The sequence below is a fragment of the Mesorhizobium loti genome (assembly GCA_014189435.1).
Taxonomy (GTDB): domain Bacteria; phylum Pseudomonadota; class Alphaproteobacteria; order Rhizobiales; family Rhizobiaceae; genus Mesorhizobium; species Mesorhizobium loti_G.
Map to the genome: position 1 here is coordinate 4,326,380 of CP050293.1, position 17,176 is coordinate 4,343,555.

Genomic DNA, 17,176 nt, shown 5'->3' on the forward strand with positions numbered 1-17,176 from the left:
TCAGTTCTGGAGGATTTTCGAGCCCTTCATGGTGATATTGCCCGACGCTTTCGCATCGACCTTGCCCGAAGCGGTGACGGAAATATCCTTGCCCTTTATCGCGATATCACCGTTCTTCTTCATGGTGATCGTCGCGCTGCCGCACTTGAGGGTGATGCTATCCTTCACCTCGATCGTCATGTTCTTGCCGACGGCAATCGTCATGTCGTCGGCGACCTGAGTCAGACTCTTTTTGCCAACCTTCAGCAAATAGGCTCCGCCGACCTCGCCTGTTTGGTCGTCGCCGACCTTGGTCGTGCGTGTCTTTCCGATCTCGGTGTTGTGCGCTCCACCAATTTTAATCCCTTGGTCAGCGGCGATCTGGACGCTCTGGCTAGCACCGATATTCCAACCATCCGACGCACCGATATCGTGACTCTGCCCTGCGCCCACTGTGACGCTCCGCGACGCGCCGATCGTATTCGACTGTACCGCACCGACGCTTCGTGTCTCGGATGCCCCGACCGAATCGACCCGCGCCGCTCCGACACTCACCGTCTGAACGATCGCGACGGTCTGGGTGTGATTGGCGCCGATTGTCTCGGTGGAGTTCGACCCGATGTTGATCGTCTCGTTCGACCCCACCGTCAGCGAGCGATTGACGCCCACCGTCTCGGTGTCGTTGTTGCCGATATTGGTGGTCTGGTCGACGCCGACCTTGACCGTCTTGTTGTTGCCGACGTCCTCATCGAGGTTGTGGCCGACGGAATGCTTGGCGTCGTGGTCGATGCGGTCCGACTGATCGTGCTGCACCAGCTTGGTGCGGTCATGCTTGATCAGAAGGTGGTGATCCTTCTGCGCCTGGAAATTGACCAGTTCGGAGCCGGCCTTGTCTTCGAACATCAGCTCATTGTAGCCGCCGCCGCCGAGCGAGGAGTTCGATTTCCAGCCGGATTGCGTGGCATTCGCCGGCAACCCGTAGGGCGGCATCTGCGAGGCATTGTAGACCCGGCCGGTGATGATCGGCAGGTCAGGGTCGCCTTCGATGAAGTCGACGATCACCTCCTGGCCGATGCGCGGTATCTGGATGAAGCCCCAGCCGCTGCCGGCCCAGGTCTGTGAGACCCGCACGAAACAGGAGCTGTTCTCGTCCTTCTTGCCCAGGCGGTCCCAGTGGAACTGCACCTTCACCCGTGCGTATTTGTCGGTGAATATTTCCTGGCCTGACGGACCGACCACCGTTGCCGTCTGCGGCCCGCGCATGATCGGCCGTGGCGTGATGCGCGGCGGACGATAGGGCAAGGCGGTCGGCGCCACGCCGAGGATCACCTTGAAGTTCTCGCTGTCGACGTCGGTATGGCTTCTGTATCCCGGATCGAACAGCCTGTATTCGGCACTGACCACCAGATACTCCTGGTTCTGGTCTTCGCGCGGAAAGCCATCCAGCTTGAACGTGCAGCCCGAAAAAAGGCCGCGCACGGTGCCGACCGCGGCGATGCGCTGGTGGACGGCCTGGATTTCCTCACGCCGGATCGCGGCCAGGTTGTCGCCCCGACCGACTTCGAGATGCGCGCCTGGCTGGCGATAGTTTTCGCCGGCGGCCAGTTTGTGACCGAACGGCTGGGCCGACTTGGCCATAAGGTCGGCGCCCGGCTTCTTGAAATCATAATCGGTGTGGGCATAGGCGCCCGGGCGCACAGAACTGCCCGGTATCCATTCGGTGATGTATTCGACATCGCGCCGGGAGCCCTGCCCTTCAAAATGGTAGGGTACTTTCTCGTAGCCCGGCGCCGGCTTCAGCTTGCTCATCGCATCGGTCAGGACAAGCGTGTGTTTGCCCTCGTCATGCTCGAAGAAATACAGGATGCCTTCATGCTCGAGCAGTCGCTGGACGAAATCCAGATCGGTCTCGTCATATTGCACGCAGTATTCGCGCGGAGGGTAGGATCCCTGCAGACGCAGATCGAACTCCGCCGTGCTGTATTTCTTGAAGACGTCCTTGACGATGTCGACGACGCTCTTGTTCTGGAAAATACGGCAATCGGTGGTGTTGCCGAGAAACCAGAGCCATGGCCTGATGACCGCTTCGTAGTAGGCCAGTCGGTCCTCAATGCGGGTCAGGCGAAACTCGGAGACAAGGCCGCTGAACCAACGTTTCGGATCGGATTCACCTTCGACCGAAACCACGCCGCCCAGCATTTTCAACGGATCGATATCGGGGCTGGGACTGACGAACCCGACCGTATAGGCCAAACAACGGCTGATCTCATCGCGACCGACAAGATGCGTGAAGGTCAACAGCTCGGCGCCAACCGGTGTCTGCACAACCGTGGCACGTTCGTTCGGCATGGGTCGTGCCCCTCCTGGACGCGGCCGCCGGCGCGGTGGATTTGAAGTTCCCGCGTCTGTCCAGGAACTTTTTAGGCCCGCCGCACCAGGCTATGTTGAGCCTACCACATGTTGTCCGGCCGACCAAAGAGGATGCACAGCGGAAAAACCTTGCGCTGTCGATGCATCGGCTCGAAACGCCCCTGTCCTGTGGGATGTGCAAACTGCTAGAATGTGGAGTATCGATCAGCGTTCGACGGCGATCCTGGATGTATATCAGCCTGCAAATCAACAATGTCGACGCCTTGCCTGCGGGCATCTCGACCGGTTACGCGGCGCGGGATCGCAGCTTCGAAATCGGCCGCGAGGCTTGCGACTGGACCTTGCCGGACCCTGACAAGTTCATCTCGGGGCGGCATTGCGAGGTCCGCTACGAGGCAGGCGCGTTCTGGCTGCACGATGTCTCGCGCAACGGAACCTACATCAACGGATCGAGCCAGCGCATGACCGGCCCGCATCGGATGGCCAACGGCGACCGGATGCTGATCGGCCGTTATGTTATCTTCGTATCGATCGACGACGAGCGCGCCTCGACAGGTCATCCCAGCCACAGTTCGACACAACGAGAAATGCCGGCCGCGACAGGCCGGCCACTGGAATTCGCGGCCGAGCCGTTCTTCATTCCATCGGAGCAACGGTCCGGGCAGCGGGTTCCGGCTCCGGCGTTCTCGTCGCAACCGCCTCTCCCCTCGACAAGAGACGAAGTGCTGCGGGAAATCGCGATCGCGGCCGGCATCTCGCCGGAATTGCTTCAATCGCGCGACCCGCATGAAGTCGCCGCCGAAATCGGCACGGTGCTGCGGACAGTGGTCGAGGAACTGACCATGCTTTTGAAAGCGCGCGCGGCCGCGAAAATGCTGGCCAAGAGCACACAACGAACGATGATCAGCGCCGCTGACAACAATCCCCTGAAGTTCGTCCCGGGAACCGACGACATTCTCGAAATCATGTTCGCCCGCCGCAGGGCCGGCTATCTTGATGCCAGGCGCAGTATCGAAGATGCATTCCGCGATCTCAAGACGCACGAATTCGCCACCTATGCCGCCATGCAAGCTGCGCTGTCGCGGCTGCTTGACGACCTGTCGCCCGAGGCGATCGGAAGGAAACTCCCCCTACATCGTTCTCGTCGAAGAAAGGCCTGGCCTGGGACGCTTTTGTCGCGACATGGCGAACCATGGAGGAAGCCCACGAGAACGGCATGCTGGACATATTCCTGGCCTATTTCAGCGAAGCCTATGCCAAGGCCGATAAGCAGAAATAGGTCCATCAAAAGACGATGCGAGACTGAAGTCGGCGAAGAAAACCTTTTCGGTGCGCGGCATCCGGTTTCAATCGAGAGTTTGTGAGATTACGATCGCACACGACAATTCGCTAAGCGGGTAAGGCTGATCGACCTGGGGGTCTGCGGCAAATGTCATCTTTCGGCGGGATAGTAAGTAGTAGCCGACCTTCCTGCGGACACTGCCAGGGTCGGCAGGGCTCGTCTTTGCTTTACCTGACCAAGAGCCGCTTTGCGCCTGTCGGGCAAGAATGCAGGCGCCGGGCATCTGCGGATGATCGGCGATGAGTTCGAAAGACGATCCCTTCGGCCCGGCGGGCAAGACCGTCATTCGCGCCCCTCCACGGCGTGAGCGAAAACCGGCGCCTGTCCCTCAGGAGCCCATCGCGGATGGCGGGCAGGCCTCGCAGATCAAGGATTCGACCGTGTTCGATCCCGGCGTCGGCCGGCATACCCCGCCGGGCTGGACATCTGGGACCGTGATTTATCAGGGAGCTCCTGCCGCCGTGGCGAGCGGCGGCGCTTCCGCGGCGGCGCCGACGTCAGCCCTGCGGCAGGAGACCCTGCTCAATGCCACGGACAGTGTCAGATATTCCGCGGCAAACCCGATCCTTGCCGCGGCCGCACCGTTGCTGATGCTGTTGGGCCAACTCAGGCTTATCCCCGTCGAGAAACAAGCCGAGCCGTTGGCCGAACATGTCTCCGAGGCGATCGATAGGTTCGAGAGGACAGTCGAGAAATCAGGTGTTGCCGAAGAGGATGCGCGGATTGCGAAATTTGTCCTCTGCGAAACCGCCGACGATCTCATCGACAACCTGCCTTGGCCACGGAAAGACGCTTGGGCGCAGCACAGCATGCTGTCGCAGTTCTTTCACGTCGAGCCTAGCGGCACAGGCTTCTTCGAAGCGCTGAACAAGGTCCTGGCCAGTCCCGAGGCACATTACGATCTGCTCGAACTGATGCATGTCTGCCTGTCGCTGGGGTTCGAGGGCCAGTACCGGGGCCTGACGCGCGAAGACAGCAATCTCGAACGCGTTCGGCGCGACGTCTACGAAACGCTTCGCTTTTTCAGGGCACGCGCGGACGTGGACATCTCGCCCCGCTGGCAGGGCCTGGCGTCGACCATGACGCAGTCGTCGACACGCCTGCCGCTCTGGGTCGTCGCGGCAGCTGCGTCAGCGCTGCTGACTGCTGCATTCTTCGCACTGCGGGTCTTCATCACCAACGAAGGCGACGCTGCCGCCGATGAATTGCTGGCGCTCACCCCATCGACGCCGATCGCCATCGAACGGGCCAGCGTGGCGCCGTTGGCGGGGCCGGCGAAAGTCGTCCCACCCGCCGCCACGACCACGCAGATCGATCGCATCCGCTCGGCACTGGCCAAGGAAGTCGAAGGCGGCGGACTGACCATCGGCACGAAGGGCGATTTCATCGTGGTCGAAATCAACAATCTCCTGCTGTTCCAGTCCGGCAGGGCCGAGGCGAAGCCGGAGTTCCAGCCCATTGCCGCCGATATCGCAGCCGCCCTGGAACCCGAGCGCGGACCAATCAGGATCGTCGGTCATACGGACAATGTGAAGCCGCGAAAATCGAGCCCGTTCAAGTCCAACTTCGATCTTTCCGTCGCCAGGGCGAAGGCTGTCGAAACAATGATGGCACCGAAGTTCAGCGATCCTTCGCGGCTAACGGTGGATGGCAAGGGCGAGGACGAGCCCATCGCCGACAATGCGACGCCGGAAGGCCGCAGCAGGAACCGCCGTGTCGATGTGATGATCGCCAAGGAGGAAACATTGTGAGCACGGCCGGTTGGAAGCGCCGATGACGCGTTGGCTGCTGCGGATATTCAGCATGATCGCGCTGGCCGGTTTTTCGGCGGCAGTGTGGTTTGCCGGACCCTTGATCCGCTTCGCCGATACCCGTCCTCTCGGACCTGCCTGGCTGCGCGCCACTATCATTGGTGTGATCGTGGCAGCGCTCGCGCTTTTCTACGGCCTGCGTTTCTGGCAAGCGAGAAAAGCGCAGAAAGAGCTAGAAACCGTGGTCGCATACAATGACGACCGCGATGACGACTCGCGGGTGCTCGAAGCCCGCATGAATGAGGCCGTGGCGGCGCTTAAGCGGTCGAGCGGCAAGCGCAACTTCCTCTATGAGATCCCCTGGTACGTCGTCATCGGCCCGCCCGGCGCCGGCAAGACAACGGCGCTGGTCAATTCGGGTCTGAATTTTCCGCTGGCCGGTTCGGGTGATGCCCAGCCAGTTGCGGGCGTCGGCGGAACACGCTCCTGCGACTGGTGGTTTACCGACCAGGCCGTCCTGATCGACACCGCCGGACGCTACACGACGCAGGATTCCAATGCCGAGAGCGACAAGACGAGCTGGCTCGCCTTCTTGTCGCTGCTCAAGAGAGCCCGCGCACGGCAACCGATAAACGGCGTCATCCTGGCCATCAGCCTTGCCGATCTCGTCAGCCTCGACGATCGGCAGCTTGCCGCTCATGTCGTTGAGATACGCAGTCGTCTGCGGGAAATCCACGAGACGCTGAAAATCCAGTTTCCGGTCTACCTGCTGTTCACCAAGGCCGACCTGGTTTCCGGGTTCATGGATTACTTCGGCGGCTTCGACGAGCCACGCCGGCGCAAGGTCTGGGGCGCGACATTCCAGACCACGGACCGCAACAGGAATATGGCCGCCGAGGCCCCGGCCGAATTCGATGCACTGGCAAGACGCCTGGCAGAGGAGATGCCCGACCGCCTTCAGGAAGAGACTGATCCGGTCGCGCGCATATCCGTCTTTGGCTTTCCGGCGCAGTTTGGCGCGCTGAAGGAGCGAATTACGGATTTCATCGCCAGCCTGTTCGATCCGACCCGCAGCCAGGTGAATGTCAGCCTGCGCGGACTCTATTTCTCTTCAGGCACGCAAGAGGGAACGCCAATCGATCAGGTGTTGGGCGCGATCGGCCGCAATTTCGGCAGCAACCCCCGCGCGCATCTTTCCGGAACCGGTAAAAGCTTCTTTTTGCACGACCTGCTGACGGGCGTCATTTTTGCCGAATCCGGATGGGTTTCGTATGACAAATCAGCCGTAAGACGTGCGGCGATCGCCAGATTCGCCGGCCTTGGCGCCATCGCGTTGATCGCGGCGGCGGTCCTCGGAACCCTGGCCCTGAGCTTCACAACCAACAGGTCGCTGATCGCCTCCACCACGCAGGCCATGAGCCAGTATCGCCAGACGGCGGACGCGCTGCTCAAAAGCACCGAGGTCACCGATGTAGACCTCGAAAACGTCATTGGCCCGCTCGACCAGCTGCGCGATCTGCCGGCTGGATACGAGACCGGTGACGTATCGGCACCCATCGAGGAGACGTTCGGCCTCAGCCAGAGGGAGAGACTTCTTTCGGCATCCAAGACCGCTTACCGGCAAGCGCTGGAACGAATGTTCCGATCGCGCCTGCTGATCCAGGCAGAGCGGACGATCCAGGCCAGGATGGCTGATCCCGCCGCGCTCTACGAGCCGTTGAAGATCTACCTGATGCTTGGCGGCAAGGCGCCGAAGGTCGACGACGCGTTGATCGTTTCCTGGATGAAGCAGGACTGGGAACAGAACCGGTATCCAGGCGAAAACAACCGCGAAGGACGCGAGCAGCTCGAAAAGCACCTGCGCGCCATGCTCGCATTGGATGATGCCTATGATCCGGTTTTCCAACTCAACCAGCCGCTCGTCGAAGCCGCTCAACGCTCGCTCGGGCGCATGAGCCTTGCCGACCGTGCCTCGGCATTGGTCAAATCCGCGGTGTACGCGGCAGCGCTGGATGATTTTTCTGTTTCCCTGAAAGGCGGGCCGGAGGCGCAGCTGCTGTTCGAGCGTGTCGATGGCGGCGATCTGTCGGGCCTTCGTGTTCCCGGCCTCTATACCCATGCCGGCTTCAACACCTTCTATCTCGGGCAACTCTCCCGCATTGCCCAGACGCTCGTCGACGACCAGTGGGTCCTCGGTGGCGGCGGTGAGCAAGGCGGCATCGACCAGGAGTTGCCCAGGCTCGGCCCCGAACTTCTCGATCGCTATGGGAAGGAGTTCGCAACGGCCTGGAACAGCGTTCTCGACAGCTTGAAGTTCAAAGCGATGCTGAAGGACAAGCCGCACTATATCGCGCTTTCCGCCGTCGCCTCGCCAACCTCGCCGATCGAACAGCTGTTTACGGCGATCGCCGACGAAACAGCTCTGACGCGGGACGCTGCTTCCGGCAAAGGCACCGGCACCGGGGTTGAAGGCGGCACGGTTCAAGGCCAGCCACAGGACGCCGCGAACATGGCCAAGGGTCTGGCTCGCATCGGCATTCAAATCGCCACCGGAAAATCGCAAAGCCGTGCCGGCACAGGATCCGCAAACGCGGAAAACCAGAATCCAGGCGCCAATATCGAAGCACAATTCAGGTCGTTCCAGGCCCTGGTGAGCGGTCCTGCCGGACACCGCCCGATCGATGCTTTGACCCAGAATTTCCGCGATATCTACCAGAGCCTGCAACTGGCGACCGACGTTCCCTCCCAGACTGAACGCGTCAACGCAAACCTGCAGCTCCAGATCGCCACCCTTCGCGCCAATGTCTCGCGACTGCCCAAGCAACTCGGCCGGATGGTCAATGCGACGGCGGACGAGTTTGAAGGCAACGTCACCGAGACCTCGGTGGCGAATTTGAACCAGATGCTCGACCAGACGGTCACACAGCCCTGCGAGACGGCGGTCAATGGCCGTTATCCTTTCTCCGGCAACGGCACCGAGGACATTGCGATGGCGGATTTCGCCAAACTGTTCGCTCCGGGTGGGCTGATGGACCGGTTCTTCGCACAGAACCTCGCATCGCTGATCGACATGACCGGTCAGGACTGGAGCTGGAAACAGGATGCGCGCTTCGGGCGAGACCTGTCGAAGTCGACGCTGAAAAACTTCCAGCTGGCGGCCGAAATCCGCAGTGCCTTTTTTCCCCAGGGCGGCTCGGTGCCCTCGGTCAGCGTGACCTTCACGCCGTTCTCTCTGCATGGCGATGCCGATGCGGCGGTGCTCGATGTCGACGGCCAGACCGTCCAGAGCAACCAGGCGGGCAACACACCAAGCACCGTGACCTGGCCGAACGGCACGGCCTCCGGGTCCGCCAGCCTGAGCCTGACGCCGGAAATGCCGGGCCGCGAATCCGCCATCAAGTTCGAGGGGCCGTGGGCGCTGAAGCGGCTGCTGGACAAGGCGACCGTCACCGGCAGCGACAGCAATGTCGAAGCGCGCTTCGTGATCGGCGGCCGCGACGTCACCTATACGATCCAGACTGGTTCCGGCCCCAACCCCTTCTTGCTTCCCGCACTTTCGGGCTTCAGCTGTCCGAAGGCGTTTTGAGATGGGCTTCGCGCTTTTCAATACGGTGACACCCTGCATAAGCCTCAGGCATCCAGACCTTAATTTCGATACTCTAATGTTCGAGCCTGTGGCAAAGTGGCTCGAGCGGGCGCCTGGCGGTGCGCCGTGGAGGGCGCTTGAGAAGCGCTTGGTGGCAAATTGAACGATGTCGCCCTTCCCTTTGAAAGTTTCGGCGTGAGCCACAAGGGCTGTGTGCGCGAGCACAATGAAGACAGCTATCTGCTCGAGCCACGAACCGGCCTTTGGGCGGTGGCCGACGGAATGGGCGGGCATGAGGCCGGAGAGGTCGCATCGGCCAGCATTGTCGACCATCTGGCCACGATCGGCATCGCAAGCTCCGCGCCGGATTTGCGGGCGCGCTTCGAGGACAGGCTGAGCCGGGCCAATGCAGAGATCCGCGGCATATCGGAATCTCGCGGCATAACAATCGGTTCCACGGTCGCCGCCCTGTTGGCGATGGACGGACGGTTTGCCTGCCTGTGGGCGGGCGACAGCCGGATCTATCTGATCCGCAACGCCTCGATCTCGCAGATTTCGAAAGACCACACCGAAGTGCAGGAACTCCTCGATCGAGGCATGATCAGTGCAGCCGAAGCGCTCACCTGGCCACGCCGCAATGTCATCACGCATGCGGTCGGCGTCAGCGACGAATTCGTCATCGATTTCCAGCAAGGCGAACTGATGCCGGGGGACATTTTTGTGTTGAGCACCGACGGGCTGACGGCGCATGTCACCGACGCGGAGATCGAGGCCGCCGTCGTGTCGGCGACGCCTCAGGCGGCGTGCGAAAATCTGCTGGAGACGGTGCTGACGCGGGGCGGAACGGACAATGTCACCATCGTGCTGGTGAAGATCAAAAAAGGGCGCAACGGACAATCGCTCCACCCTGATTGGTCCGGAGCGGAGGGCGAAGGCCGATGAGCGCCGACGACAAGACGCGAATATCGCCGCAGGTGGCCAATACCGCCGTAGGCACGCAGCTCAGCGGCATCTATGAACTTGACGAGCGGATCGCGTTCGGCGGCATGGGCGAGGTCTACCGCGGCCACAACATCCAGACCGGAGACCACGTCGCTATCAAGATCGTCCTGCCCGAATTTGCCCGCGACCAGACGATCCTGTCCTTGTTCCGCAAGGAGGCCTCGATCCTCAACCATTTGTCGCATGATGCAGTCGTGCGGTACCACGTCTTCACCATCGATCCCGGGATCGGCCGTCCCTACCTTGCCATGGAATTCGTCGACGGCGAGTCGCTGTACGACATCATGCGACGTGGCCCGATGCCGACGGAAGAGGTGCGCAAGCTCTGCCATCGCCTCGCATCCGGCCTGAGCGCCGTGCATCAAGCGGGAGCAATCCATCGCGACCTGTCGCCGGACAACATCATCCTGCCAGGGGGCCGGGTCGACCGCGCGAAGATTATCGATTTCGGTATCGCGCGATCAGCGACCGTAGGCGGGGAGACGCTGATCGGCGGGAAGTTCGCGGGGAAGTACAACTACGTTTCGCCAGAGCAGCTCGGGCTTTACAGCGGCGACGTCAGTGAGCAGTCCGACATCTACAGCCTTGGGCTGGTGCTGGCTGCCGCTCTGCGCGGGAAACCGATCGACATGAGCGGATCGCAGTTCGAGATCATCGAAAAGCGCCGCGCCGTGCCTGATCTCTCCGACATCGACGACGATTTTCGTGACATTGTTGAAGCCATGCTGCAACCGGATCCGCGAGACCGGCCGGTCAGCATGGCTGATATCGCCAGGCTGACGCGTGGCGAAGACGAAGGAACAACGCCGCCGACGTCCATCACACCCCGCAACCGGCCGGCTTTGCCACCAGCGGGGCAAACCCTTGCTCCTGATCCCAAGGGCCAGCCCCAGCCATCCAATGTCGCGGGACACAACGCGCCGACTGCAACGGGCCCGGGCGAGCAGCGCTTCGTCCCGCATGTCCGGCCCGCGCATTTGTCCGAACCACAGCCTTCGCCGGTCGCCGGCCCGCCACGCGCGGTCATGGCGGAGATGCCCAAGAAACCCACAAGGACCCGAACCATCGCGATCGCTGCCTTGGCGACATTGGCGGTTGCCTCAAGCGCGGGCCTGTATGTGAGCGGCTTCATGACGCCGGCGACGCCGACTGCCGGCAAGACATCGCTTTCCGCACCCGAACCATCAAAGCCTGCACCGGAAACGCCAAAGCCGACCTCCACGGACAAAGTCGCGAACGCTCCTGAGCCAGCAAAGCCAGTTCCGCCTGCGCAGCCGGAGGCCAGCATACCGCCGGCTGAGAACCAGCCGGATGCGGCTGCGGCTCAAAAGCCGCAGCCGGCCAAGCCGGCCGAACTCCCTTCGCAGACCGAGGAACCCGCGAAGCCGCCGGAAGCGCAACCGCAAACAGAAGCTAGCCTGCCGCCGGCTGGAAGCCAGGCAGATGCCAAGGCCGTGCAAACGCCGGAGCCGGCGAAGCCCACCGTCCCCACGCAAGCCGAGGAACCTCCGAAATCATCGGCAACAGACGCGCAGCAGCCGTCCGAAAAGACATCGCCGGCCCAGCCAGCGGTCGTGGAGAGCCCAAAGCCGGAACAGCAGATCGGCCAGCCGGTCGCGCCGAAGGCGTCCGCCCCGGCGCCCAAACCCACTGCAAGCCAGACGGATGTCGCGAACGCCGAGAGCCAACAGGCGGTGTCACCCGCAACCAAGCAGCCGGACCAACCTGTCGTCGCGTTGAACGTGCCCAAACCAGCGGTTCCCCCGGCCGTCGACGACATCGCGCAGCGCGTCTCCTGGGTTCGCGACTTCGGCGGCGGCGACTGTTTCTATGCGACCATGAATTCGTCAACCGACACGGCCGCCGCGATCGAAGGCTTTGGAACGGCGGTCCAGCCATTCGAACGGATGCTTGGCGATTTCCAGGCAAAATTCCATGTCGAGCCTGACATCAGCGTCCGTCTTATTGAGCCGAGCCAATGCGAAGTCACCAATTTTCTGCGCTTTCTGGGGCAGACTGGCGCCGACAAGCCGCAGCTTGTTCTCGACCGGACATCGGTACCGAACGGCACGCCGATCAGCGGCACGCTGGTGACGCGTGGCGGGCTCATTTCCAGCGTGCTGCTGATCGATCACAAAGGCATGGTGTTCAATCTCGACGACCGCATCGTCGCGCAATCGGACAAGGCTACCTTCAGCATCCCGATTGGCCTCGGCGCCGCCGACAAGGCTGCCGGAAAGGCTGTGCCTCAAATCATATTGGTGATCACGGGACCCCAGGATATTCAAGCGGCTGCGTTCTCCGCGCCGACGCCAGCCTCGGTGCTGCTGCCCAAGATTCTCGAGGAAATCGAGACCGACGGATCTCAGTTCTCAGCCACTGCCAAGTATTTCCGGCTCGGCGGATAGCATGGGCGCCCGATGGAACGCTGCTCGTGTTTGCCCCACCCGTCTGCCGACCTGCCCATAAAGCGGCGTGATCCGGTTCGAGCCCTGCTTGCCCTGACGGCCCGCATGAAGCTTGCGGTCATCTCGGGCGCCGCGTTGCTGGCCGTGCTGTCCTCGGGCGAAGCGCGAGCCGAATTCACGGTCTGCAACCAGACACTCGACGTCGTCAATCTCGCAGTCGGCCAGAAGATCGACAATGCGGACCAGACCGACGGCTGGTGGACCATCGGCGCAAATCAATGCGTGAACGTCATCCGCGAGGAACTGACGAACCGCTACATCTACATCTATGCCACGGACGTGTTTGGCCATGCGATCCTCACCGGATCGACCGAAATGTGTATCGAGCGGCGGCGTTTCTCGATCCGTGGCATCGACGAATGCTGGCAGCGCGGCCATATCGCGGCGCAATTTCTCGAAGTCGATACGCTTGAACAGGTGCGGTGGACGTTCTTCCTGACCGGAAGCAGCCCGTGACGCACAGCATCGACACGAGCTTCAAGCAGAAGAAGCAGGCGCGCCTTGCGCTTCGCAGACGCAAGCTCTGGCGCCGGCTGCTTGCCGGTCTTGCCGCGATTGTCGTGGTGTCGATCGCCGTGGGCTTCTACCTCACCGCGGACTATTGGTCGTTCGGCGACGAAGACGAAGAACTCCACGCGGTCGAAGGGGTGGACGACGTGCCGGCCGATGCATCGGTCTATGTGCCTGCCATCATCGACCTTGCCGGCGATCCGATGTGGATCACCCTTGCACCTGACGCCGACACCACCTCGAAAGGCCATGCGATCGCGAGGCCGGCGGATCTCGATCAGGCCGGCGTTTCTCCGCAGATCGAAATCCTGTCGGATGTGATGCTCAGCGCCAGCGAAAAATTCATGACGACGATACCGTCGACACAGGAAGACTTCGCATTCTTCCAGGCGCAACGGCAGACCGCTCCGCCGCCGTCCAACGATCTGCAGGACGATCTTCAGCCACCGGCGGGGGACCTGCAGAACGATCTTCAGCCCTCGCCTGCCTCCAACGAGGCTCCGGCGGCCGCGGGACAGCCGATGGGCACCGACGATCCCGAAGCCGGCTGGGGTGAAACAATCGATGCCGGCGAGGCAGCCCTGCCTGCATTCCAGAAGACGCAGATCGAAAACAACACGAGTGTCGCAACCGTCACGAACGAGTATCGGCGGTTCGAGGCGACCGAAGACACGTTCGTGAAAATCCTCAACGACCGCAGTTTGGACAGTGTTGCGCTCGACGCGCATTTCTCCGCCGAGGACGCCAAGCTGGCGGGCGAAGCCCTGAAGGCGCTTTTCAACCGGGAAGGCCTGGAACCCGGTTATGTCGTCGCCATGCGTGGTTTCAGGCCGACGCGTGAGACCACGACAATGTCGCTCATGCAGGTGTCGATTTACGCCAAGAACGTCTTTGTCGGCACGCTGACGCGCAACGCCGCGGGCGCCTTCGTGTCGGGTGTCGATCCCTGGGTCCGCGAAGATCTGTTCAACTATTCGGGCGCACCGGAGGAAGGCACGCACAAGCGGCAGTATCGGCTGCTCGACGCAATCTATTCGACGGCGGCGCGCAACAAAGTTCCGACCGGGGTGATCGGCGAAGCGATCATGTACCTGTCGAGAGGACAGGATCTGGACGCCTTCGCCAGCGAGGACCAGCGCCTTGTCCTGATCTATTCGCAAACGCCGCGCGGCAAGAGCGAGACCGACGGACGCGTGCTGTATGTCGGTGTGCAGGGTACTGAAAAGAGCCTCGAATGCTTCGTCTTCCAGCAAAGTGACGGTCAGTTTGCATGCGTTACCGGCGACGATCAGGTTCGCTCGCTGACGGTCACCAATGGCATGGTCACGCCGGTCAACGGGGTCATGACGTCCACCTTCGGCCCACGCAAGCACCCAATTCTGGGCGTGGTTCGCATCCACAAGGGCGTCGATTGGGCGGCCCCCGTGGGTACGCCGATCGCAGCCGCCTTCGACGGCGAGATCACCTTCCAGGGCGACGGCGGCGGTTACGGCAATTTGGTGAAGATTACGCATCCCAACGGACGCGAGACGCGCTACGCGCATATGCAGAAATTCGCAATCGCAAGCGGTGTCGGCACCAAGGTGAAGGCCGGTGACATCATTGGCTATATCGGCACCACCGGCCTGTCGACCGGACCGCATCTGCATTTCGAACTCTATCAGAATGGCGAGGCGATCGATCCGCTGGGGACGGTCACCACGGTCGCCGCCTATGATACTGGCAATTCTGGCAATTCCGGCGATGTCGCTGTCGAAACGCTGACCGAGCGCATCGTTCATGTCGAAAGTGGTGGCAGCGCCCGCGCCAAGAACCCGAATTCTTCAGCGACAGGCGCCGGCCAGTTCATCACAAAGACCTGGATCCGGATGATGAATACCTACCGCCCAGAGCTTGCACGAACACTCTCAACCGCCGACCTGCTCGCTCTGCGCTACGACGCCACGATCTCGCGCGAGATGGTGCGAAATCTGGCGCGGGAAGGCGAAGCCTATCTTCGCGCACGCGGCCATCAAATCACAGCCGGCCGGCTCTATCTCTGCCATTTCCTGGGCATGGAAGGCGCGCATCAGGTGCTGTCGGCGTCGGGCTCGGCGCAATTGAGCGCCGTGCTCGGGTCCGCCGTCATTCAAGCCAACCCCTTTCTCACGGGCAAGACCGCCGCCTACGTCGTGGATTGGGCAGAAAGGAAAATGGGCCAGAAGGTTGCTCGCGTCGCCACTGACGCCAGCCAGCAGACAACCAGCACAACGGAAATCCGCCAGACATCGCCGGAGTTCGAAAAATACAAACAAGCCGTCACGGCCGTCATAAGCTCGATTCAGAATACGCTTTGAACCTGCCTGTCACGGCATTGGTCGCTCAGACTATTGGCGCCACGATAGCCACCTTTTTCAGGCCCTTTGTGAACCAAAACCGTGGTCGAGACCACATACGCTCGAGAGCCATCATTTGGCACAAGCGACCCAGTCGCTGACGAAATTGAGCATGCGCAGACATCAACAGTGCACCCTGATGGGTAGAGGGCTGGTCCATGAAAGCGTTCACAGTCTTTCTGAGCGGGATTATCCTGGTTTTCCTTGCCGGTCTCGGCGCCCAGGCTGCCACGCCTGACGCCAAGCGTGTCGCGCTGGTGATCGGCAACAGCAACTATGTCCATGCGGTTACCTTGCCCAACCCCGCCAACGATGCCCACCTCATCGCATCGACGCTGCGCAATGCCGGCTTCGAGGTGATCGAAGGGGTCGACCAGGACAATGCAGGCATGCACAGCCTCATCAGCCGGTTTACCGAGCAAGCCTACGACGCGGACGTCGCGGTCATTTTCTATGCCGGTCACGGCATGCAGGTCGACGGCAAGAACTACCTGATACCGGTCGACGCCGAATTGACGTCGCCGGCCTATCTCAAGACCCGCACCATTCAGATCGACGACTTCATGGCTGCGCTGCCGCCCGACCCGGCGATTGGCGTCATCATCCTCGATGCCTGCCGCGACAATCCGCTGGCAAGGACACTGGCGGCCTCGCTGCCGAAAAGCCGCTCGACCTCGCTGGGCACAGGTCTGGCGCCGGTCGAAGCAATATCGGACGGCGTCGGCACCGGCGGCCTCCTGATTGCCTATGCAACGGATCCCGGCGCCATCGCCTTCGACGGCAGCGGGGTCGACAGTCCCTACTCAACAGCGCTGGCCAGGTACCTGACCGAACCCGGCGTCGAAATCCAGAGCGCACTGACGCGCGTGCGCGGCGAAGTGACCGAAACCACGCAAGGTCGCCAGAGGCCCTGGCACAACGCATCGCTGGGACGCGAGGTTTTCCTGGGAAAACCAGCTGCGGCAGTGGCGCCTGCTGCAAATCCCCTGGCCGACGCATCGAGCACCGCAGCGACATCCTCTCCTGCCCCCGTTGCCAGTGATCCACCTTCGTGGGAAGTCGAGCAACGTCTTTGGGACGAGGCTTCGAAGCACAATTCTGTTCCGTTCTACCAAGCCTATCTCGACCAGTTTCCGAACGGTCGCTTCGCCACGGTGGCGCGGCTGAACGTCGACGAATTGAACGACCCGAAAGCTCAAAACCGGCAGGTCGTGGCACTCGATACGGACCAGGCGAACGCCAGTTCCGGCTCCGCCGTGCGCACCTCGGTCGGCGTCCCGGACGAGGTGAAGCAAACACCGGGCACCGAGTTGACGGAAAGTGCCATCGGCCTCGACCGTCAGGGTCGCATCGACCTGCAATTGCGCATCGAAGCGTTGGGCAACGAGCTTGGCCACGTCGACGGAAACTTAGGCCCACAGACCCGCCAGGCGATCGGCATCTGGCAAGTGAAGAACGGCCTGCCGCAGACCAGCTATCTAACGCGCCAGCAACTGGCGTTCCTCGTGATCCAGACAGATCCGATGATGGAGGCCGTACGTGCCAGACATGCTGCCGATCAGGCCAGTGCGACACAGCCGAAAAAGCAGGTGGTACAGAAGGTCCGCATGCAGAGACCGGTGGCACGGAAACCCCGCAAACAACATGAGGCCGTTCAGAAGTGGCGCAACCGCGAGATCATGGTGCGGCAGGATGATCTTCCGCCACGCCGATACAACAACGACTTCCTCGCCAAAGCACTGATCTTCGGCGCCGGTGTGGCCGTGGGCGGCGTGCTCAAGAACTGACTGCCG

Annotated in this window: 8 protein-coding genes and 1 pseudogene; 8 read left to right on the forward strand and 1 reads right to left on the reverse strand. The window is 61.8% G+C overall.

From position 1 onward, the window contains the following. A complete protein-coding gene (gene tssI, locus HB777_21120; protein ID QND66167.1) occupies positions 1–2,328 on the reverse strand; it encodes a type VI secretion system tip protein VgrG in 2,328 nt (775 codons plus the stop codon). A 248-nt stretch (positions 2,329–2,576) separates the two neighbouring features. Between tssI and tagH the strand changes: the two are divergent. The 8 genes and pseudogenes from tagH to HB777_21160 all read left to right on the forward strand — a co-directional run bounded on the left by tagH (position 2,577) and on the right by HB777_21160 (position 17,170). Further along, positions 2,577–3,628, forward strand: a pseudogene (tagH, locus tag HB777_21125) (type VI secretion system-associated FHA domain protein TagH). A gap of 302 nt (positions 3,629–3,930) precedes the next feature. Continuing rightward, positions 3,931–5,442: a type VI secretion system protein TssL gene (gene tssL / locus HB777_21130; GenBank protein QND66168.1), complete on the forward strand. Its 1,512-nt coding sequence runs from the start codon at positions 3,931–3,933 to the stop codon at positions 5,440–5,442. 22 nt (positions 5,443–5,464) lie between these two features. Beyond that, on the forward strand, positions 5,465–9,028 hold the full coding sequence (gene tssM / locus HB777_21135; GenBank protein ID QND66169.1) for a type VI secretion system membrane subunit TssM: 3,564 nt from the start codon (positions 5,465–5,467) through the stop codon (positions 9,026–9,028). Between the two features lie 159 nt (positions 9,029–9,187). Beyond that, the gene (locus HB777_21140; protein ID QND66170.1) at positions 9,188–9,970 is read left to right on the forward strand and encodes a serine/threonine-protein phosphatase; all 783 of its coding nucleotides are present in this window, start codon (positions 9,188–9,190) and stop codon (positions 9,968–9,970) included. After that, complete coding sequence (locus tag HB777_21145) at positions 9,967–12,438, forward strand: protein kinase (protein QND66171.1); 2,472 nt, start codon at positions 9,967–9,969, stop codon at positions 12,436–12,438. Before HB777_21140 ends, HB777_21145 begins: the two co-directional genes overlap by 4 nt. Before the next feature lie 105 nt (positions 12,439–12,543). Beyond that, entirely contained in the window at positions 12,544–12,954 is a 411-nt protein-coding gene (locus HB777_21150) for a DUF1036 domain-containing protein (GenBank protein ID QND66172.1), read from the forward strand. Continuing rightward, on the forward strand, positions 12,951–15,344 hold the full coding sequence (locus HB777_21155) for a M23 family metallopeptidase (GenBank protein ID QND66173.1): 2,394 nt from the start codon (positions 12,951–12,953) through the stop codon (positions 15,342–15,344). Before HB777_21150 ends, HB777_21155 begins: the two co-directional genes overlap by 4 nt. Before the next feature lie 197 nt (positions 15,345–15,541). Further along, positions 15,542–17,170 carry a hypothetical protein gene (locus tag HB777_21160; GenBank protein QND66174.1) on the forward strand — a complete coding sequence of 543 codons (1,629 nt, stop codon included), beginning with the start codon at positions 15,542–15,544 and terminating at the stop codon, positions 17,168–17,170. Positions 17,171–17,176 lie beyond the last annotated feature (6 nt).

Excerpts from the sequence above, each read along its gene's own strand:
- tssI (QND66167.1), bottom strand. The coding sequence starts at position 2,328 with ATGCCGAACGAACGTGCCACGGTTGTGCAGACACCGGTTGGCGCCGAG.
- HB777_21150 (QND66172.1), top strand. The coding sequence starts at position 12,544 with ATGAAGCTTGCGGTCATCTCGGGCGCCGCGTTGCTGGCCGTGCTGTCC.
- HB777_21145 (QND66171.1), top strand. The coding sequence starts at position 9,967 with ATGAGCGCCGACGACAAGACGCGAATATCGCCGCAGGTGGCCAATACC.
- tssL (QND66168.1), top strand. The coding sequence starts at position 3,931 with ATGAGTTCGAAAGACGATCCCTTCGGCCCGGCGGGCAAGACCGTCATT.
- tssM (QND66169.1), top strand. The coding sequence starts at position 5,465 with ATGACGCGTTGGCTGCTGCGGATATTCAGCATGATCGCGCTGGCCGGT.
- HB777_21160 (QND66174.1), top strand. The coding sequence starts at position 15,542 with ATGAAAGCGTTCACAGTCTTTCTGAGCGGGATTATCCTGGTTTTCCTT.